At 71.4% G+C, this 15729-nt stretch carries 18 protein-coding genes and 1 tRNA gene; 10 read left to right on the plus strand and 9 right to left on the minus strand.

Annotation, left to right across the window (positions count from 1 at the left end; all coding sequences use genetic code 11):
• Positions 1–26: 26 nt before the first annotated feature.
• Positions 27–1757, minus strand: a complete 1731-nt coding sequence (atzF, locus tag HGA03_RS12480) for an allophanate hydrolase (RefSeq protein ID WP_168630609.1) — start codon at positions 1755–1757, stop codon at positions 27–29.
• Entirely contained in the window at positions 1754–2488 is a 735-nt protein-coding gene (locus HGA03_RS12485) for a GntR family transcriptional regulator (protein ID WP_168630610.1), read from the minus strand. Before HGA03_RS12485 ends, atzF begins: the two co-directional genes overlap by 4 nt.
• A 502-nt stretch (positions 2489–2990) precedes the next feature.
• Here HGA03_RS12485 and nrdH point away from each other — a divergent pair.
• From nrdH to nrdF, 4 genes are all read left to right on the plus strand, one after another.
• Complete coding sequence (gene nrdH / locus HGA03_RS12490; RefSeq protein ID WP_168630611.1) at positions 2991–3236, plus strand: glutaredoxin-like protein NrdH; 246 nt, start codon at positions 2991–2993, stop codon at positions 3234–3236.
• 97 nt (positions 3237–3333) lie between these two features.
• The gene (gene nrdI / locus HGA03_RS12495; protein ID WP_168630612.1) at positions 3334–3747 is read left to right on the plus strand and encodes a class Ib ribonucleoside-diphosphate reductase assembly flavoprotein NrdI; all 414 of its coding nucleotides are present in this window, start codon (positions 3334–3336) and stop codon (positions 3745–3747) included.
• Entirely contained in the window at positions 3720–5891 is a 2172-nt protein-coding gene (gene nrdE / locus HGA03_RS12500; protein WP_275407585.1) for a class 1b ribonucleoside-diphosphate reductase subunit alpha, read from the plus strand. Before nrdI ends, nrdE begins: the two co-directional genes overlap by 28 nt.
• Before the next feature lie 55 nt (positions 5892–5946).
• A complete protein-coding gene (gene nrdF, locus HGA03_RS12505; protein ID WP_168630614.1) occupies positions 5947–6921 on the plus strand; it encodes a class 1b ribonucleoside-diphosphate reductase subunit beta in 975 nt (324 codons plus the stop codon).
• 63 nt (positions 6922–6984) lie between these two features.
• On the opposite strand, the gene HGA03_RS12510 is transcribed toward nrdF, so the two are convergent.
• Both HGA03_RS12510 and HGA03_RS12515 read right to left on the minus strand, forming a co-directional pair.
• Positions 6985–7551, minus strand: coding sequence for an excalibur calcium-binding domain-containing protein (locus tag HGA03_RS12510; RefSeq protein WP_239073524.1), 567 nt, complete (start codon positions 7549–7551; stop codon positions 6985–6987).
• 243 nt (positions 7552–7794) lie between these two features.
• Positions 7795–8469 carry a TetR/AcrR family transcriptional regulator gene (locus tag HGA03_RS12515; RefSeq protein WP_168630616.1) on the minus strand — a complete coding sequence of 225 codons (675 nt, stop codon included), beginning with the start codon at positions 8467–8469 and terminating at the stop codon, positions 7795–7797.
• Between the two features lie 43 nt (positions 8470–8512).
• On the opposite strand from HGA03_RS12515, the gene HGA03_RS12520 reads away from it, so the two are divergent.
• The 3 genes from HGA03_RS12520 to HGA03_RS12530 all read left to right on the plus strand — a co-directional run bounded on the left by HGA03_RS12520 (position 8513) and on the right by HGA03_RS12530 (position 10573).
• A complete protein-coding gene (locus HGA03_RS12520; RefSeq protein WP_168630617.1) occupies positions 8513–8899 on the plus strand; it encodes a hypothetical protein in 387 nt (128 codons plus the stop codon).
• 57 nt (positions 8900–8956) lie between these two features.
• Positions 8957–10189, plus strand: coding sequence for a YihY/virulence factor BrkB family protein (locus HGA03_RS12525; RefSeq protein WP_168630618.1), 1233 nt, complete (start codon positions 8957–8959; stop codon positions 10187–10189).
• An 84-nt stretch (positions 10190–10273) separates the two neighbouring features.
• Entirely contained in the window at positions 10274–10573 is a 300-nt protein-coding gene (locus HGA03_RS12530; protein ID WP_168630619.1) for a DUF1540 domain-containing protein, read from the plus strand.
• 187 nt (positions 10574–10760) lie between these two features.
• Here HGA03_RS12530 and HGA03_RS12535 read toward each other — a convergent pair whose 3' ends face one another.
• The 3 genes from HGA03_RS12535 to upp form a co-directional block, all read right to left on the minus strand.
• On the minus strand, positions 10761–11429 hold the full coding sequence (locus HGA03_RS12535; protein WP_168630620.1) for an NAD(P)H-binding protein: 669 nt from the start codon (positions 11427–11429) through the stop codon (positions 10761–10763).
• Between the two features lie 49 nt (positions 11430–11478).
• Positions 11479–11808, minus strand: coding sequence for a hypothetical protein (locus HGA03_RS12540; RefSeq protein WP_168630621.1), 330 nt, complete (start codon positions 11806–11808; stop codon positions 11479–11481).
• Between the two features lie 270 nt (positions 11809–12078).
• Positions 12079–12714: a uracil phosphoribosyltransferase gene (gene upp, locus HGA03_RS12545; protein ID WP_168630622.1), complete on the minus strand. Its 636-nt coding sequence runs from the start codon at positions 12712–12714 to the stop codon at positions 12079–12081.
• 209 nt (positions 12715–12923) lie between these two features.
• On the opposite strand from upp, the gene tadA reads away from it, so the two are divergent.
• Together tadA and HGA03_RS12555 are read left to right on the plus strand one after the other, a co-directional pair.
• The gene (gene tadA, locus HGA03_RS12550) at positions 12924–13361 is read left to right on the plus strand and encodes a tRNA adenosine(34) deaminase TadA (protein ID WP_168630671.1); all 438 of its coding nucleotides are present in this window, start codon (positions 12924–12926) and stop codon (positions 13359–13361) included.
• 54 nt (positions 13362–13415) lie between these two features.
• Complete coding sequence (locus HGA03_RS12555; protein ID WP_168630623.1) at positions 13416–13691, plus strand: hypothetical protein; 276 nt, start codon at positions 13416–13418, stop codon at positions 13689–13691.
• On the opposite strand, the gene HGA03_RS12560 is transcribed toward HGA03_RS12555, so the two are convergent.
• Positions 13688–14566 carry a Sir2 family NAD-dependent protein deacetylase gene (locus HGA03_RS12560; RefSeq protein WP_373307667.1) on the minus strand — a complete coding sequence of 293 codons (879 nt, stop codon included), beginning with the start codon at positions 14564–14566 and terminating at the stop codon, positions 13688–13690. The genes HGA03_RS12555 and HGA03_RS12560 overlap by 4 nt on opposite strands.
• A gap of 113 nt (positions 14567–14679) precedes the next feature.
• On the opposite strand from HGA03_RS12560, the gene HGA03_RS12565 reads away from it, so the two are divergent.
• A tRNA-Ser gene (locus HGA03_RS12565) sits at positions 14680–14766 on the plus strand.
• 187 nt (positions 14767–14953) lie between these two features.
• On the opposite strand, the gene HGA03_RS12570 is transcribed toward HGA03_RS12565, so the two are convergent.
• Positions 14954–15313: a hypothetical protein gene (locus HGA03_RS12570; RefSeq protein ID WP_168630624.1), complete on the minus strand. Its 360-nt coding sequence runs from the start codon at positions 15311–15313 to the stop codon at positions 14954–14956.
• Positions 15314–15729: the final 416 nt, after the last annotated feature.

Here is a 15729-nt window from a genome sequence, read left to right on the forward strand (position 1 = left end):
TGTCAGGGGGAGGGGAGGAACGGGGTTCAGGCGGGGACGGCCCCGGCGGCGATTGCGGTTCGCCAGCCGCCAAGGTGGGTGACATCGATCGGCCCGCCGGGGTGGTCGGGCGGGGGGACGGCGCCGGGCTGGCCGAGGAAGCCGATCAGCTCCCGGCCGTCGCTGGTCCGGACCCGGCCGAGGCCGAGCGGCGCCGGGATGGACAGCAGGATTTGCCCGAGGGCGTGCGGGGTGAGCAGCCACTCCTCACCGGCCAGCTCGCCGCCGGTGCCGGGAGCCACCGCGTAGACCAGCGGCCGGCCGGCGAGAGCCAGCATCCGGTAGTCCGGTGCGGTGCCGACCGGGCCGACCCAGCGGGCGCCGAGCCGGGTGAGGTCGTGGTGCAGCGGCTGGCCGCGCAGGTGCGCGCCGAACACCAGCACCGGCACCCCGGTCGGCACCACCGGCTCGGCCACCGGGGCGTCCGCCGGGCGCTCGTCCTCGGTCAGCAGTGCCGCCAGGTCCAGCGCGACCTGGTCGTCGAAGGCGCGGGCCAGCACCGACAGTCCGGCCTCGCCGTGCCCGGTCGGGCCCAGCGGCACCGCCACCCCGCACAGGTCGAACAGGTTGACGAAGTTGGTGAACACCCCGAGCCGCGCGTTGGTGCCGACCGGATCGGCCGCCACCTCCGCCAGGGTCGGGTGTTCCGGCGCGGTGGGCAGCACCAGGGCGTCGCAGCCGTCCAGCTCGGCCAGCGCGGTCGAGCGCAGCCGGGCCACCTGGTCCCGGTCGTGCAGGTACTGCGCGGCGGTCACCGTGCCCGCGGCGGCGGCGATCCGGGCCACCGTCGGGTCGGCGCCCTCGGGGTGGTCGGCCAGGTAGGGGCCGTAGGCGGCGTAGCGCTCGGCGACCAGCCCGCCGTCGTAGAGCAGCCGGGCCGCGGCGAGGAAGGCGGTCAGGTCGATCTCCCGGAGCGTGACCCCGCGACGGGCCAGGGTCTGCACCGCCCGGGCGACGGCATCCCGGACCGCCGGGTGCACCACCGCCAGGTCGGCGGGCCGGGGCACGGCGACCACCGGGGCCGGCGGGGCGGCCAGCCGCACGTCGGCGGGCCAGCTGCGGGAGGACGGGTCGGCGGCGCTCGCGGCGATCATCACCGCCAGCGCCCGGCGGGCCAGGGCCAGGTCGCCGGCCAGCACGGTGACGCAGTCGTAGGAGGCGCAGGCCGGGACCACCCCGTCCTTGGGCACCAGACCGAGCGTCGGCTTGATCCCGACGATCCGGTTGAAGGCGGCCGGCACCCGGCCCGACCCGGCGGTGTCGGTGGCCAGGGCGAGGTCCACGATCCCCAGCGCCACCGCCGCCGCCGACCCGGAGGACGAGCCGCCGGACACCCGCTCCGGGTCGACCGCGCTCGCCACCGCGCCGTACGGGCTGCGGCTGCCGGTCAGGCCGGTGGCGAACTGGTCCAGGTTGGTCTTGCCCAGCACCACCGCCCCGGCGGCCCGCAGCAGCTCGACCACGGTGGCCGAGCGTGCGGCCGGGTCCCGGCGGGCCGGGTGCGCGGCGGTGGTCGGCAGCCCGGCGACGTCGATGTTGTCCTTCACCGCCAGCACCGTCCCGGCCAGCGGCAACGTCGCACCGCCGGCGACCCGCCGGTCCACCGCCCGGGCGTCGGCCTCCACCTCGGCACGCGGCCGGACCAGGGTCCACACCTCCGGTCGCCCCGCGGCCGCCAGCGCGTCGAACGCCCGGGCCACCCGGTCCAGCGCGGTCACCGCCGGACCTCGGCGGCCATCAGCCGGGTCATCTCCAGCGCGGTGGCCGCCCGCTGCATGACCACCTCGCGGGAGGCGCCGACGTGGTCGCGCAGGGCGTCCAGCGCGGGGGCGATCCGGCCGCGGACCACCAGGTCGGCGATGGCGATGTGTTCGGTGATGGTGGCGGTCATCCGGTCCTCGGTCAGGTAGTCGTACATCCGCACCGACCGGATCCGGCGGTTCGCCTGCGCGAGCGCCTCGGTCAGGGACGGATTGCCGGAGGCGTCCAGCAGCGTGGTGTGGAACTGCTCGTCGTGGCCGACGAACCCGGCGTCCGGTGCCGGCCGGTGATCGCGGAACCCGTACCACCGCGCCAGCTCCGCCTCCAGGCGCGGCCGGTCGTGGTGCAGGGTCGGGTCCTCCAGCACCCGGGTCAGCCCGCGCAGCTCCAGGGCGATCCGCAGCTCGTACAGGTCGGTCAGCTCACGGAAGCTCGGCACGTACAGGTGCAGCCCGCCGTCCCGCTTGATCACGATCCCGTCCGCCTGCAGCCGGGCCAGCGCCTCCCGCACCGGGGTGCGCGAGACCCCCAGCCGCTCGGCCAGCCGCTCCTCGGTCAGCCGCTCGTACGGGGAGACGCCACCGCTCATCAGCTCGTCGCGGAGCGCGAGGTAGACGCGGTCGCGCCGGGAGGGTTCCGGCGGGCCGCCCGGCGCCGGGGACGCCTGGGGGACGGGCTCTGTGCTCATGGCCGTATACAGAAGCGTGTACATGTTTCGGCCGGCGGCGCGGTGCGTTGCGGGCAGGTGACGACTCGGGCGGTGCGACACGCCGGGGCCGCCGCGACACGCCGTCGTTCGAGTGACGTGCGCGGCACCCGGGGGGTGTGCGCAGCTTGTCCCCAGACCGGCGTCACCCTGTGGATGAACCGGCCCCTGCCTGGTGTTTCAGAGGGAGTGCGTGTCAGTGCCCGGGGATAGCCTGTGGATGACATGGGGACGGGGGAACGACATGGGTGTAACACCAACCCTTGTGGTCGGTGGCGCCACCCACCACTAGGTGTAGTGTTCCAACTCGTCGCCCGGCACAAGGCCCGCGGGGACCGGCAGCACCCCACGACACACCAGGTGGGACCGCCGGAACCGCCGAGGAAGACCAGTGCAGGCGACACGTGAGACCACAGCAGTGCCGGCCACACCCACGGGTGCGGAGCACACAGAACAAGCACCGCAGACATTCGGGGAGAACGCGATGACCATCACCGTCTACAGCAAGCCGTCGTGCGTCCAGTGCAACGCGACCTACCGCGCCCTGGACAAGGCCGGTCTGCCGTACGAGGTCGTGGACATCACCGAGGACGCGGACGCCCGCGACTACGTCATGTCGCTCGGCCACCTGCAGGCCCCGGTCGTCGTGGCCGACGGGCAGCACTGGTCCGGCTACCGCCCGGACCAGATCAAGGCGCTCGCCGAGCAGTCGGCCACCGTCGTCGCCTGACGACCACCCGAGATCCCGGGTCGCCCGTCCCACCACGGGCGGCCCGGTCTCTCTTCCCAGCCGTACACGATCCACCGGGGCGAAGGGGGATCGAGCGATGAGCTCCCTGGTCTACTTCTCCAGCGTCTCGGAGAACACCCGCCGGTTCGTGGACAAGCTGGACATCGAGGCCGCGCGGATCCCGCTGCGCCCGAGCGAGCCCTTCCTGCACGTCGAGGACCCCTATGTGCTGGTGGTCCCGACCTACGGCGGCGGCAACGAGGGCGGGGCGGTCCCGAGGCAGGTAGTGAAGTTCCTCAACGACGAGGCGAACCGTTCCCTGATCCGTGGCGTGATCGCGGCGGGGAACACCAACTTCGGCAGTGCGTACTGCATCGCCGGAGACATCATCGCGGCGAAGTGCCAGGTCCCGTACCTGTATGCCTTCGAGCTCATGGGAACGACCGAGGACGTCCAGCGCGTCCGAAAGGGATGGGGACGATTTTGGCAGCGACAGTCACTGACGGTCTGACCGACGCGACCGGGGTGCTCGGCACCATCGCCCTGGATCAGGACTACCACTCGCTCAACGCCATGCTGAACCTGTATGGCAAGGACGGGGAGATCCAGTTCGACAAGGACCGGGAGGCGGCGCGGCAGTACTTCCTGCAGCACGTCAACCAGAACACCGTCTTCTTCCACAACCTGAAGGAGAAGCTGGACTACCTGGTCGAGAACAAGTACTACGAGCCCGGGGTCCTGGCCCAGTACAGCCCGGAGTTCGTCAAGGCGCTGTTCAAGCAGGCCTACGCGCACAAGTTCCGGTTCCAGACCTTCCTCGGCGCGTTCAAGTACTACACCTCGTACACGCTGAAGACCTTCGACGGGAAGCGGTACCTGGAGCGGTTCGAGGACCGGGTGTGCATGGTCGCCCTGACCCTGGCCGCCGGGAACGAGACCTTCGCCTCGCAGCTGGTGGACGAGATCATCTCCGGTCGCTTCCAGCCGGCCACCCCGACCTTCCTCAACCTCGGCAAGGCGCAGCGCGGCGAGCCCGTGTCCTGCTTCCTGCTGCGGATCGAGGACAACATGGAGTCGATCGCCCGCGGCATCAACTCCGCCCTGCAGCTGTCCAAGCGCGGCGGCGGCGTGGCCCTGCTGCTGTCGAACATCCGCGAGCACGGCGCCCCGATCAAGCACATCGAGAACCAGTCCTCCGGTGTCATCCCGGTGATGAAGCTGCTCGAGGACTCGTTCTCCTACGCCAACCAGCTCGGCGCGCGCCAGGGTGCCGGTGCGGTGTACCTGCACGCGCACCACCCGGACATCATGCGGTTCCTCGACACCAAGCGGGAGAACGCGGACGAGAAGATCCGGATCAAGACCCTGTCGCTGGGTGTCGTGATCCCGGACATCACCTTCGAGCTCGCCAAGAAGAACGAGGACATGTACCTGTTCTCGCCCTACGACGTCGAGCGCGTCTACGGCAAGCCCTTCGCCGACATCAACGTGTCGGAGGAGTACTACGCCATGGTCGACAACGGGCAGATCCGCAAGAAGAAGATCAAGGCCCGCGACTTCTTCCAGACCCTGGCGGAGATCCAGTTCGAGTCCGGCTACCCGTACATCCTGTTCGAGGACACCGCGAACAAGGCGAACCCGATCAAGGGCAAGATCACCCACTCGAACCTGTGCTCGGAGATCCTCCAGGTCGCGACCCCGTCGACCTTCAACGAGGACCTGTCCTACAGCCACGTCGGCCGGGACATCTCCTGCAACCTCGGCTCGATGAACATCGCGCTGTCGATGGACTCCCCGGACTTCGGCCAGAGCGTCGAGGTCGCGATTCGGGCGCTGACCGCCGTCTCCGACCAGACCTCCATCGAGTCGGTGCCGTCGATCAAGCGCGCCAACGCCGGCGGTCACGCCATCGGCCTGGGCCAGATGAACCTGCACGGATACCTGGCCCGCGAGCGCGTGTTCTACGGCTCGGAGGAGGGCATCGACTTCACCAACATCTACTTCTACACGGTGGCCTTCCACGCGATCCGGGCCTCCAACAAGCTGGCGATCGAGCGCGGCCAGTCCTTCGCCGGCTTCGAGGACTCGACCTACGCCAGCGGGGAGTACTTCGACAAGTACATCTCCCAGGTGTGGGAGCCGGCCACCGACCGGGTGCGCCAGCTGTTCGCCGACGCGAACGTGCACATCCCCACCCAGGACGAGTGGCGCGAGCTGGCCGAGTCGGTCAAGGCGCACGGGCTGTACAACCAGAACCTGCAGGCGGTCCCGCCGACCGGGTCGATCTCGTACATCAACAACTCGACCTCCTCGATCCACCCGATCGTGTCCAAGGTCGAGATCCGCAAGGAGGGCAAGATCGGCCGGGTGTACTACCCCGCGCCGTTCATGACCAACGACAACCTGGAGTACTACCAGGACGCGTACGAGATCGGCTACGAGAAGATCATCGACACCTACGCGGCGGCCACCCAGCACGTCGACCAGGGCCTGTCGCTGACGCTGTTCTTCAAGGACACCGCCACCACCCGGGACATCAACCGCGCCCAGATCTACGCCTGGCGCAAGGGCATCAAGACGCTCTACTACATCCGGCTGCGCCAGCTCGCGCTGGAGGGGACCGAGGTCGAGGGCTGCGTGTCCTGCATGCTCTGACCCAGAGCGCCACCATGATCAGCACGGGGGATGACCGACGAATGAGGAAGCAGTGATGGCCGAGAAGCTCAAGCTGATCGACCGGGTCCAGGCAATCAACTGGAACCGGCTCGAGGACGACAAGGACCTGGAGGTCTGGGACCGGCTCACCGGGAACTTCTGGCTCCCGGAGAAGGTGCCGCTGTCCAACGACATCCAGTCCTGGGCCACCCTGACCGACGTCGAGAAGCAGATGACCACCCGGGTGTTCACCGGGCTGACGCTGCTCGACACCATCCAGGGCACCGTCGGCGCCGTCAGCCTGATCCCGGACGCCATCACCCCGCACGAGGAGGCGGTGTACACCAACATCGCGTTCATGGAGTCGGTGCACGCCCGCTCCTATTCCTCGATCTTCTCCACCCTGATCTCCACCCGGGAGATCGACGAGGCGTTCCGCTGGTCCGAGGAGAACCCCGCCCTGCAGAAGAAGGCGGAGATCGTCCTCAACTACTACCGCGGCGACGACCCGCTCAAGCGCAAGGTCGCCAGCACCATGCTGGAGTCCTTCCTGTTCTACAGCGGGTTCTACGCCCCGATGTACTGGTCGTCGCGGGCCAAGCTCACCAACACCGCCGACCTGATCCGGCTGATCATCCGCGACGAGGCCGTGCACGGGTACTACATCGGCTACAAGTTCCAGAAGGGACTGGAGAAGCTGTCGGCAGCCCAGCGCCAGGAGCTCAAGGACTACACCTTCGAGCTGCTGTTCGAGCTGTACGACAACGAGGTCGAGTACACCCAGGACCTCTACGACCCCCTGGGCCTGACCGAGGACGTCAAGAAGTTCCTGCGCTACAACGCCAACAAGGCCCTGATGAACCTGGGCTACGAGGCGCTGTTCCCCCGGGACGAGACCGACGTCAATCCGGCGATCCTGTCCGCCCTGTCCCCGAACGCGGACGAGAACCACGACTTCTTCTCCGGGTCGGGCTCCTCGTACGTGATCGGCAAGGCCGTGAACACCGAGGACGAGGACTGGGACTTCTGAGTCCGGCGCGCTGACGAACGGGCGGTCCACCTGCGGGTGGGCCGCCCGTTTCGCCGTCCCGGCCTACTCGCAGCCGATCCCGTCGTTGTCCCGGTCGAGGTGGGAGCCGTACCCGGGCTCGCCGCGGTACACCGGCGCGGCGCCGGCCGCGCGGGCGGCGGTGCAGTTGGCGTAGGCCCCGCCGGACCCACCGGCGGGTGCGGCCGGTGCGGCTGCCCGAGCGGCCTGCTCCGCCGCCCGGGCTGCCTCCTCGGCGGCCGCTTGCTCCGCGGCGGCCTGCTCCGCGGCTGCCTGCTCGGCCGCGACCCGGGCGGCCTCCTCGGCGGCTGCCTGCTCCGCCGCCGCCTGCTCGGCGGCCACCCGTTCGGCCTCCCGGGCGGCGGCCTCCTCGGCCTCGATCACCTCGCGGCCCCGGTCGGCGAACGGCTGGAGTTCCTCGATCTCCTCGGTCGCGTCGTCCAGGTCGGTCTCCAGGGCGCCGACCTGGCTGCGCAGGTCCGCGATCAGTGCGGTGTCCTTCGGGTCGGGGGAGGTCCCGCCGGCGCCGACGCCCAGGAAGAAGATCAGGAGCCCGGCCGCGACGCCGATGCCGAGCTTGAGCTTCCACCGGGACGGCTTCGCATTCGTCACAGGACTCGAATACCTGGGCGGTGTGGGCCGCGGCGCGGTTGCCATGGGCGTTTTCTCCCCTGCGTGCACGGAGTTCCGGGTCAGTGCCGGAGCCGACGGAGCGCTGGTCAGCGACCCGGATCGGAACGATAGGCGGCCACGCCCGGGCACGTCAGGGACTTTCTTCCCACATTGTCAGCATTGTGCCCGGCTGCGTTTTGGGAGTGTCGTGCGATGTCCGGAAAGTCGACTTCACCGGTGCATTCAGGGCGTCCGGGACTCGATCCCGTCGATGATCAGGCGGAGCCCGAACTCGAACCTCTCATCGGCGGTGGTCGCGATCAGGGCGGGGCGGGCCCAGGCCAGGTGCGCCAGGTCGTCGTCCTGGTCGACCGGGGCGGCTCCGGCGACCTCCTGCAGTGCGGCACCGGCGACCAGATTGCCCAGCGCGCTGCCGGCCAGCACGGCGTGATCCGGGTCCAGTCCGGCGTCGCGCAGTACGGCGAGGGCGGCGTCCAGCAGGGCCAGGCTTCCTCGGTTGCGTCCGGCGCGTGCGGTGAGCAGCGGGGTCAGCTGTGGGCGGGCGACCAGTGCGGCGCGGAACGCCCGGGCGACGCCGGCCAGGTCGTCCTGCCAGCGCCCGGTCCGTGGCGGCAGGGTGATCGCGGCGACCAGCCGGGCCAGGACCAGGTCGAGCAGCTCGTCCCGGTCGGCGACGTGGCGGTAGAGCGACATCACGCCACAGCCCAGATCGGCGGCGACCGCCCGCATGCTCAGCGCCTCGGGGCCGGCTCGGTCGAGGATCGCGGCTGCGGTGGTCACGATCGCCTCCCGGGTGAGGGCCGGCCGATCGGACGGGGCCTGCTGGCGGGTGGGGGCCTGCTGGCGGGTGCGGCCCGGCTGATCCGGCTGAGCCTCGGGGCGGTCCTGGGTGGGCACGCCTCCCAGCGTACACTGTACGCTCTGCGCGTACGGTGTACGCATGGAAGGGGAGCGGCAGATGTCCTGGATGCAGATCGGCGCGGCCATCGTGGTCGGCGCGCACGGGATCGGGCACGTGCTCGGCTGGGGACCGGTGCTCGGGGTGCCGGGTCTGCCGGCGGACGCGCTGGGGTCGTGGCTGGTCGGCGGCGCGGCGGCCCGGGCCGTGGCGGTGCTGCTGTTCGGGGTCCCGACCGCCGGGTTCCTGGTGACCGCCTTCGCGCTGCGTGCCGGCCCGTCCTGGCTGCGCGGGGTCGCGCTGGCCTCGGCGGTGGCCTCGCTGGTGGCGGTCGCCGTGTTCCCGCGGGCGTTCCCGACCGGGTCGCTGGTCGGCAGTGTGCTGGTGAACCTGGCGGTGATGGTGCTGGTGGTCCGGGTGCCGGGCTGAGCGTCCCGGGCCGGGGCTGGGTCAGAATGGGGGCCGCCATCGGAACCGAGGGGGAGCATGCCGGCCGTCGTCCTCAGTCTCGGTGTGCTGCTGTCGGTGCTGGTCCGCCGGTCGGCGTGGGTCCGGGACCGGCTGCCGGTGGCGGCGACCACCATCCTGACCTGGACCGTCGGTGGGATGACCGCGGTCGGTCTGGCGGGGATGGGAGCCGGGACGGGGCGTACCGTGCTCGGCGCCGCGGTCACCGTGCTGCTCGGCGTGCTGCTGGTGCTCGCCGCCGGGTGGCTGGTCGGCCGGGTGCGCGGGCCGCTGGCCAGGCGCCGGGCACGGCTGGAGGGCAGCCCGACCCTCGCCGCGCGGGCGGTCGGCTGGGCGGACCGGCACCCGGTGCGGGTGCGCGGCCGGAACGTCGGATCGCTGGCGGTGCGGTCGGTGGTCCGGGCCGGCGAGGTGCGGGTGACCGGGCTCGCCGCGGAGATGACCTACTACGCGCTGATCTCCCTGGTCCCGATCGCCACCGCCCTGGGCGCCAGCCTCGGCTACCTGCGCCCGCTGCTCGGCGACCAGCAGGTCGAGGAGCTGCCGACCCAGGTCGTCGACACGCTGACCTCGGTCTTCGCCCAACAGCTGGCCACCGACGTGCTCGCGCCGCTGGTCGACGGGCTGCTGGACGAGCAGCGCGGCGGGTTCGCGATCGGTGCGCTGGTGGTCACGCTGTATCTGGCCAGCCGGGTGTTCCGGGCGGCGGTGCGGGCGCTGGACGACGCCTACCGGGTCGAGTCCCGCCGCAACTGGATCGCCCAGTACCTGCTCGGCTTCGCGTTCACGATCGGCGCGCTGCTCACCCTGGTCACCGTCCTGCTGCTGGTGGTGGTCGGCCCGCTGGTCGGCAGCGGCGCCGAACTCGCCGAACGGCTCGGCCTCGGCCAGGCGTTCCACACCGCCTGGGACGTGCTGCGCTGGCCCGCGGTGTTCGCCGTGACGGTCGCCTTCCTCACCCTGCTCTACCGGTACGCCCCGCGCGTGCACTCGCACTGGCGGCGCTGCCTGCCCGGCGCGATCGTCGGCGCGCTCGGGGTGCTGCTGGTGTCCAGCGGCTACACGCTCTACATCCGGATCGCGGTGCCGGACACCCCCGGCGCGGACGCGGACAGCGCCATGGTCGTCCAGGCCGCCGCGCAGATGCTCGGCCTGGTGCTGGCGGGTGCACTCTGGATCTGGCTGTGCAGCATCGCGGTGCTGGTCGGTGGCGTGATCGGCGCCGAACTCGACCGCCGGCCCGCCGAGTAAGCCAGGCCAACCTTGCTATACAGCCCGGGATCGGCGTCCTACCGTCGGAAAGGTCAGCCGCACTGCTATGCCTCCGGGGGAACCATGAGCACACTCGCCGATCTTCCGGCCATCACCGAGTGTTCGGTGGCCGGCTGCTCGTACAACCACGACCACGCCTGCGGGGCCGCCGCCATCACGGTCGGTGCCGCCGGATCCGACGCCCAGTGCGCCACGTTCATCCCGCTCAACATCAAGGGCGGCCTGGACCGGGTGATCTCCCACGTCGGCGCCTGCCAGCGCGTCGACTGCACGCACAACCACTCGCTGGAGTGTGGCGCCGACTCGATCCGGGTCGGCTCCGGCCACGACGCCGCCGACTGCCTCACCTACGCGAAGGCCTGAGCCCCCCAGCTCACCGCACGACGGCCGCTGCCCCTCGCCGGACAGCGGCCGTCGTCGTGCCTGGCTGCCCACACCCGGACGTTGCCGACCCCCGGTCCCACGAGCGATCCGCGACGAGTGCGAAGAAGCTGTCGCCCGAACCGCCCGTATCGCAGCAGTTTCTCCGCACTCGTCAGGGGAGCCGGGGTCAGTCCTCGGTCTCGAGGAGGGCGGCGACCGCGGCGGCGATGGGGGTCGGGCCCTCGGACAGCTCGACGGTGAGGCCGGCGGTGCGGGGCTCGTCGGCCAGGGCGACCAGCACCGCGGCGACGTCGTCCCGGGTCACCTGGCCGCGCGGGACGTCCGCGCCCAGCCGGACATGGCCGGTGCCGGTGTCGTCGGTCAGGCCGCCGGGTCGCAGGATGGTCCAGGCCAGTGCGTCGCGGCGGCGCAGGTCCTCCTCGGCGGCGGTCTTGGCGCGCAGGTAGGCGGCGAACACCTCGTCGGTGCCCTCCGGCGGCTCGGCACCGGCGCCCACCGAGGAGACCAGCAGGTAGCGGTCGACCCCGGCCCGCTCCGCGGCATCGGCGAGCAGGGCGGCGGCCCCGCGGTCGACGGTGTCCTTGCGCGCGGCACCACTGCCCGGGCCCGCACCGGCGGCGAAGACCACCACGTCCGCGCCGGTCAGGTGCGCGGCGAGCTCGGCGGCGTCGGTGTGCTCCAGGTCGATCAGGACCGCGGCGGCACCGTCGGCCTCGACGTCGGCGACGTGGTCCGGGTTCCGGATCAGGGCGACCGGTGAGTCCCCGCGGTCGGCGAGCAGGCGGCTGAGCCGCCGGGCGATCTGTCCGTGTCCTCCGGCGATGACGATGCGCATCTGGTCACGGTAGGCCGGGGGCCCAGGTCGCGCGCGGCGGGGATGCCGGTCAGGCGGTCTCGGCCACCGGCTCGTCGCCGCCGCCCTCCAACGGCCGCAGCCGTCCCAGCCGGTCGCGCAGGTCCCGCACGTCGTTGGTCCCGGCGCCGGGCACCAGCGACAGGGCGGTGTAGGTCTCGGCGGTGGGCAGCAGGTCGCGGGCCAGATCGCGCAGTGCCTCGGCGACCTCGGCCAGCTCCGCGGTGTGCCCGTCGCCGTCGTTCAGCCCGACGTACAGCACGAACCCGGCACGGGCGGCGGGGTCGGTGGTCGGCACGTGCTGGGGCGCGCGCTCCAGGTGCTCGGGGTTCCGGGGGACGGGGAGGTGACGACGTGCCATCGAGGGCTCCGGGGGTGAGGGGTGCCGCCGCCTCACGGGGAGGGGCGAGCGAGCGGTGGTCGGGTGGGCGTCGGGCTCAGTGCCAACAACGCGGAGTTCGCCGTGCGTCACGGCGTACCGACCCCGGATACCCGCGCATGACGAAGGACGCCCGATGGGCGCCGATCATGCGGAGCGGGGTGGTGACCACAGGTCGATGGTGTCAGCCGTGGGGCCGGACACCAAGGTCTATCCGCCGATCGTCTCGGCGGGTGAGATGAACGGTGCGGGTCAGACCACGCCGTAGAGGCGGTCGCCGGCGTCGCCGAGGCCCGGCACGATGTACGCCTTCTCGTTCAGGTGGTCGTCGACCGCGGCCACCACGATCTTGACGTCGACCCGGTCGCCGACGGCCTCCTCGACCACCTTCAGGCCCTCCGGCGCGGCCAGCAGGCAGACGGCGGTGACGTCGCGGGCGCCGCGCTCGAACAGGTAGTTGATCGCCGCGACCAGGGTGCCGCCGGTGGCGAGCATCGGGTCGATCAGGAAGCACTGCCGGCCGGTGAGGTCGTCGGGCAGCCGGTTCGCGTAGGTGACGACGTCGAGGGTCTCCTCGTCGCGCTGCATCCCCAGGAAGCCGACCTCCGCGGTCGGCATCAGGCGGGTCATCCCGTCCAGCATGCCCAGCCCGGCGCGCAGGATCGGCACCACCAGCGGCAGCGGCTCGGCGATCTTCACGCCGGTGAACGGGGCGACCGGGGTCTGGATGTCCAGCGGCGCGGTGCGCACCTCCCGGGTCGCCTCGTAGGCGAGCAGGGTCACCAGCTCGTCGACCAGCTTGCGGAACGTGGGGGACGAGGTGTCCTTGTTCCGCAGGACCGTCAGCTTGTGGGCGACGAGAGGGTGGTCGGCGACGTGCAGGCGCATGGCCCCAACCTACCGTGCCGGGACCCGGCTCCGGCGTCGGGCCGAACGTCCCAGACGCGGCCGCTACCGGTGAGTAACCATGGAGCGCAGGCGATGACGGTGCCGAACACCCCCCTGCCGGCGCCGTCATCGCCCTTTCCATGTCCGGCGTAGGCCACGATGGAGCAGTGCAGCTCCCCGTGTTCGCCCGCCCCGACGATCTCACTGCGATGGGCCTGGCCCTGACCGAGGCCGCCGCGTGCCTGGCCACCGGTGACGTGCCGGTCGGCGCGGTGGTGCTCGGCCCGGACGGCGGCGTGGTGGGCGCCGGCCGCAACCGCCGGGAGGCCGATCACGACCCGACCGCCCACGCCGAGGTGCTCGCCCTGCGCGCCGCCGCGACCACCCTGGGCCGGTGGCGGCTGGACGACTGCACCCTGGTCGTCACCCTCGAACCCTGCGTGATGTGCGCCGGCGCGACCGTCCTGGCCCGGGTGCCGCGGCTGGTGCTGGGCGCCTGGGACCCGAAGGCCGGGGCGTGCGGCTCGCAGTGGGACGTGGTGCGCGACTCCCGGCTGAACCACCGGGTCGAGGTGGTCGGCGGGGTGCGCGAGCAGGAGTGCTCGGCGGTGCTCCGCGAGTTCTTCGCCGGGCACCGGCGGGACTGAGCCGATCGGGGGAGCGCCTGGGACCGGCACCGTCCGGCTGGCTACCGTCCGACCATGAGCGACCAGGAGCACCCCTCGTCCGGCCTGCGACCCCCGGCACTGATGAGCCCGGCCACCATGCTGTGGACCGGCATCGCGGTCGCCGCCGGGGCCGCCCTGGCCGACCGGGTGCTGAACGACTGGCTGTACCCGGCCATCGGGCTCGGGGCGTCGATGGCCGTCAACACCGTGCTGTACCCGGTGACCCAGTTCCTCGCCGTCGGTGGGGCGGTGCTCGCCGCGGGGTCGTTCGTGCTCCGCGCGGTGACCGCCGCTCGGCGGGACGGCTAGAGCCGTCCGGCCAGCAGCTCCAGGCTCTCCGACGCCCCCGCATCCCAGGTCAGCGTCGCCAGCGGGTCGCCGCGGGTCGCACCGCGGTTGAGGATCACGATCGGCTTGCCCGCCTCGGCCGCCCGGCGCACGAACCGCAGCCCGGACTGCACGGTCAGCGACGACCCGGCGACCAGCAGCGCCTCCGCCTCGTCCACCAGCGCGTAGGCCTCCGCCACCCGCGGCGCGGGCACCGTCTCCCCGAAGTACACGATCTCCGGCTTCAGCATTCCGCCGCACAACCCCGGTCCACCGTCCGGATCCGGCTGCCAGCAGTCCGCGACCACGAAGTGCTGGGTGCGCTCGATCACCGCGTCGGCGTCCGGCGCGATCTCCACGTCCTCCACCGACCCGATCGACTCGATGAAGCCCGGGTTCAGCGCCTCCAGCCGCTCGGCCATCTGCTCGCGGGACACCACCCGGCGGCAGCGCAGGCAGATCACCCGGTCGTAGCGCCCGTGCAGGTCGATCACCCGGCGGGACCCGGCCTCCTCGTGCAGCAGGTCGACGTTCTGGGTGATCACGCCCAGCACGATCCCGTGCGCCTCCATCGCCGCCAGCGCCCGGTGCCCGGCGTTCGGCTCGGTGCGGTGCATGAACCGCCAGCCCACGTGGTTGCGCGCCCAGTAGTGCCGGCGGAACGCCTCGTCCCCGACGAACTGCTGGTAGGTCATCGGCGTGCGCGGCGGCGAGTCCGGCCCGCGGTAGTCCGGGATCCCCGAGTCGGTGGACACCCCCGCGCCGGTCAGCACCGCCAGCCGGCGACCGCGCAGCAACTGGACCACCTGATCCGCGTCGGCGGGATGCGGGCGGGTGGCGGGGGCGGTCCAGATCACGCTTCACGGTACGTCCGGCCGGCGCCCGGAGCCCGGTGCGTTTGCTCACGGCTGAGCGGTGCGCGGGGTCCGGTTCGGAGGTGGGGGCGTCATCGGCTAGACTCCCCGACCGAGGTAGCGTGTCCGAGCGGCCTAAGGAGCACGCCTCGAAAGCGTGTGTGGGTGAAAGTCCACCGTGGGTTCAAATCCCACCGCTACCGCGTGAGTGGGCCTGACGAATCTCAGGGCCACGGAGTGACGAAACCCCCGTCGGGTCTCCGGCGGGGGTTTCGTTCGTTCGGGTTCAGCTCTCGTCGTTGCTGTCGTCGGCGCTCTCGTCATCGGGGTCGCGGTTGACGAGCTTGTCGTGCAACTCGATCTCACCGACCTCGTTGAGCTCCTCGTGGCCTAACGCCGCCGCCGGGCCCACATGATCAGGTCTGACTCGTCGATCGCCTCCGGGTGGTTCGCGAGGTACCGGACCACCAGACGCAAGTTCTGGAACATCGCCCCGACCGCGAACATGAACGTCACCTTCGACAGGCCGAACAGCTCGACCCAGCCACGGCCGACGTCCTCGTTCGCAGGGTGCTTGATCGAGGCGCAGCTCCGCGCGACTGTGGACCGCTTGCGGTACTCGTCGAACCACTGCTCGGACAAGTACGGGTGCCGCCGGCGGTTCTTCGCGTCGACCTCCGCGGGGGCGACGATCGACTTCTGCACGTAGATGCCCTTCGGGTCCACCAGGTGCGGCGGCGGAGGGGACACCAGCGTCAGAGACTCCGCGTTCTGCGACTGGAGCGTGAACGCCGCAACGGGCAGATCGCGTGACCTCGCAGCGCCTGGCAGATGTACTGCTCCTTGCCCGCACCGTTGCCGGTGTTATGGACCAGCTCGTACGGCTCATGCGCCTGCATGATCTCGCGCGCCAGGTCGAACTCCCTGCGGGCGAGAGCGGGTGGGTATCGCGTGAAGAGCTGACGGACATCGACCGAGAGAGCCTCATCATCGACCACACTACGCTCTACGGGGCGACTCCAGGACTACGCCGGAAAGCCCACCGTGAAGAGCATCGACTCCTCGCTCGCAGGCTACGGGCTGCCCAAGGCGACGACGTATGTGAAGGTCAATCCGGACGGCAGTCTGGGGCCAGAAACAACGACACTCCCTACGCGGTCCGAAAT

This window comes from Cellulomonas denverensis, from assembly GCF_012396125.1.
Classification (GTDB): domain Bacteria; phylum Actinomycetota; class Actinomycetes; order Actinomycetales; family Cellulomonadaceae; genus Cellulomonas; species Cellulomonas denverensis.

What these genes read in the sequence shown, in the direction of transcription:
- HGA03_RS12485 (WP_168630610.1), bottom strand. Translation starts at nt 2,488, where the DNA reads ATGAGCACAGAGCCCGTCCCCCAGGCGTCCCCGGCGCCGGGCGGCCCG.
- nrdH (WP_168630611.1), top strand. Translation starts at nt 2,991, where the DNA reads ATGACCATCACCGTCTACAGCAAGCCGTCGTGCGTCCAGTGCAACGCG.
- nrdI (WP_168630612.1), top strand. Translation starts at nt 3,334, where the DNA reads ATGAGCTCCCTGGTCTACTTCTCCAGCGTCTCGGAGAACACCCGCCGG.
- nrdF (WP_168630614.1), top strand. Translation starts at nt 5,947, where the DNA reads ATGGCCGAGAAGCTCAAGCTGATCGACCGGGTCCAGGCAATCAACTGG.
- HGA03_RS12520 (WP_168630617.1), top strand. Translation starts at nt 8,513, where the DNA reads ATGGAAGGGGAGCGGCAGATGTCCTGGATGCAGATCGGCGCGGCCATC.
- HGA03_RS12525 (WP_168630618.1), top strand. Translation starts at nt 8,957, where the DNA reads ATGCCGGCCGTCGTCCTCAGTCTCGGTGTGCTGCTGTCGGTGCTGGTC.
- HGA03_RS12530 (WP_168630619.1), top strand. Translation starts at nt 10,274, where the DNA reads ATGAGCACACTCGCCGATCTTCCGGCCATCACCGAGTGTTCGGTGGCC.
- HGA03_RS12535 (WP_168630620.1), bottom strand. Translation starts at nt 11,429, where the DNA reads ATGCGCATCGTCATCGCCGGAGGACACGGACAGATCGCCCGGCGGCTC.
- HGA03_RS12540 (WP_168630621.1), bottom strand. Translation starts at nt 11,808, where the DNA reads ATGGCACGTCGTCACCTCCCCGTCCCCCGGAACCCCGAGCACCTGGAG.
- upp (WP_168630622.1), bottom strand. Translation starts at nt 12,714, where the DNA reads ATGCGCCTGCACGTCGCCGACCACCCTCTCGTCGCCCACAAGCTGACG.
- tadA (WP_168630671.1), top strand. Translation starts at nt 12,924, where the DNA reads ATGGGCCTGGCCCTGACCGAGGCCGCCGCGTGCCTGGCCACCGGTGAC.
- HGA03_RS12555 (WP_168630623.1), top strand. Translation starts at nt 13,416, where the DNA reads ATGAGCGACCAGGAGCACCCCTCGTCCGGCCTGCGACCCCCGGCACTG.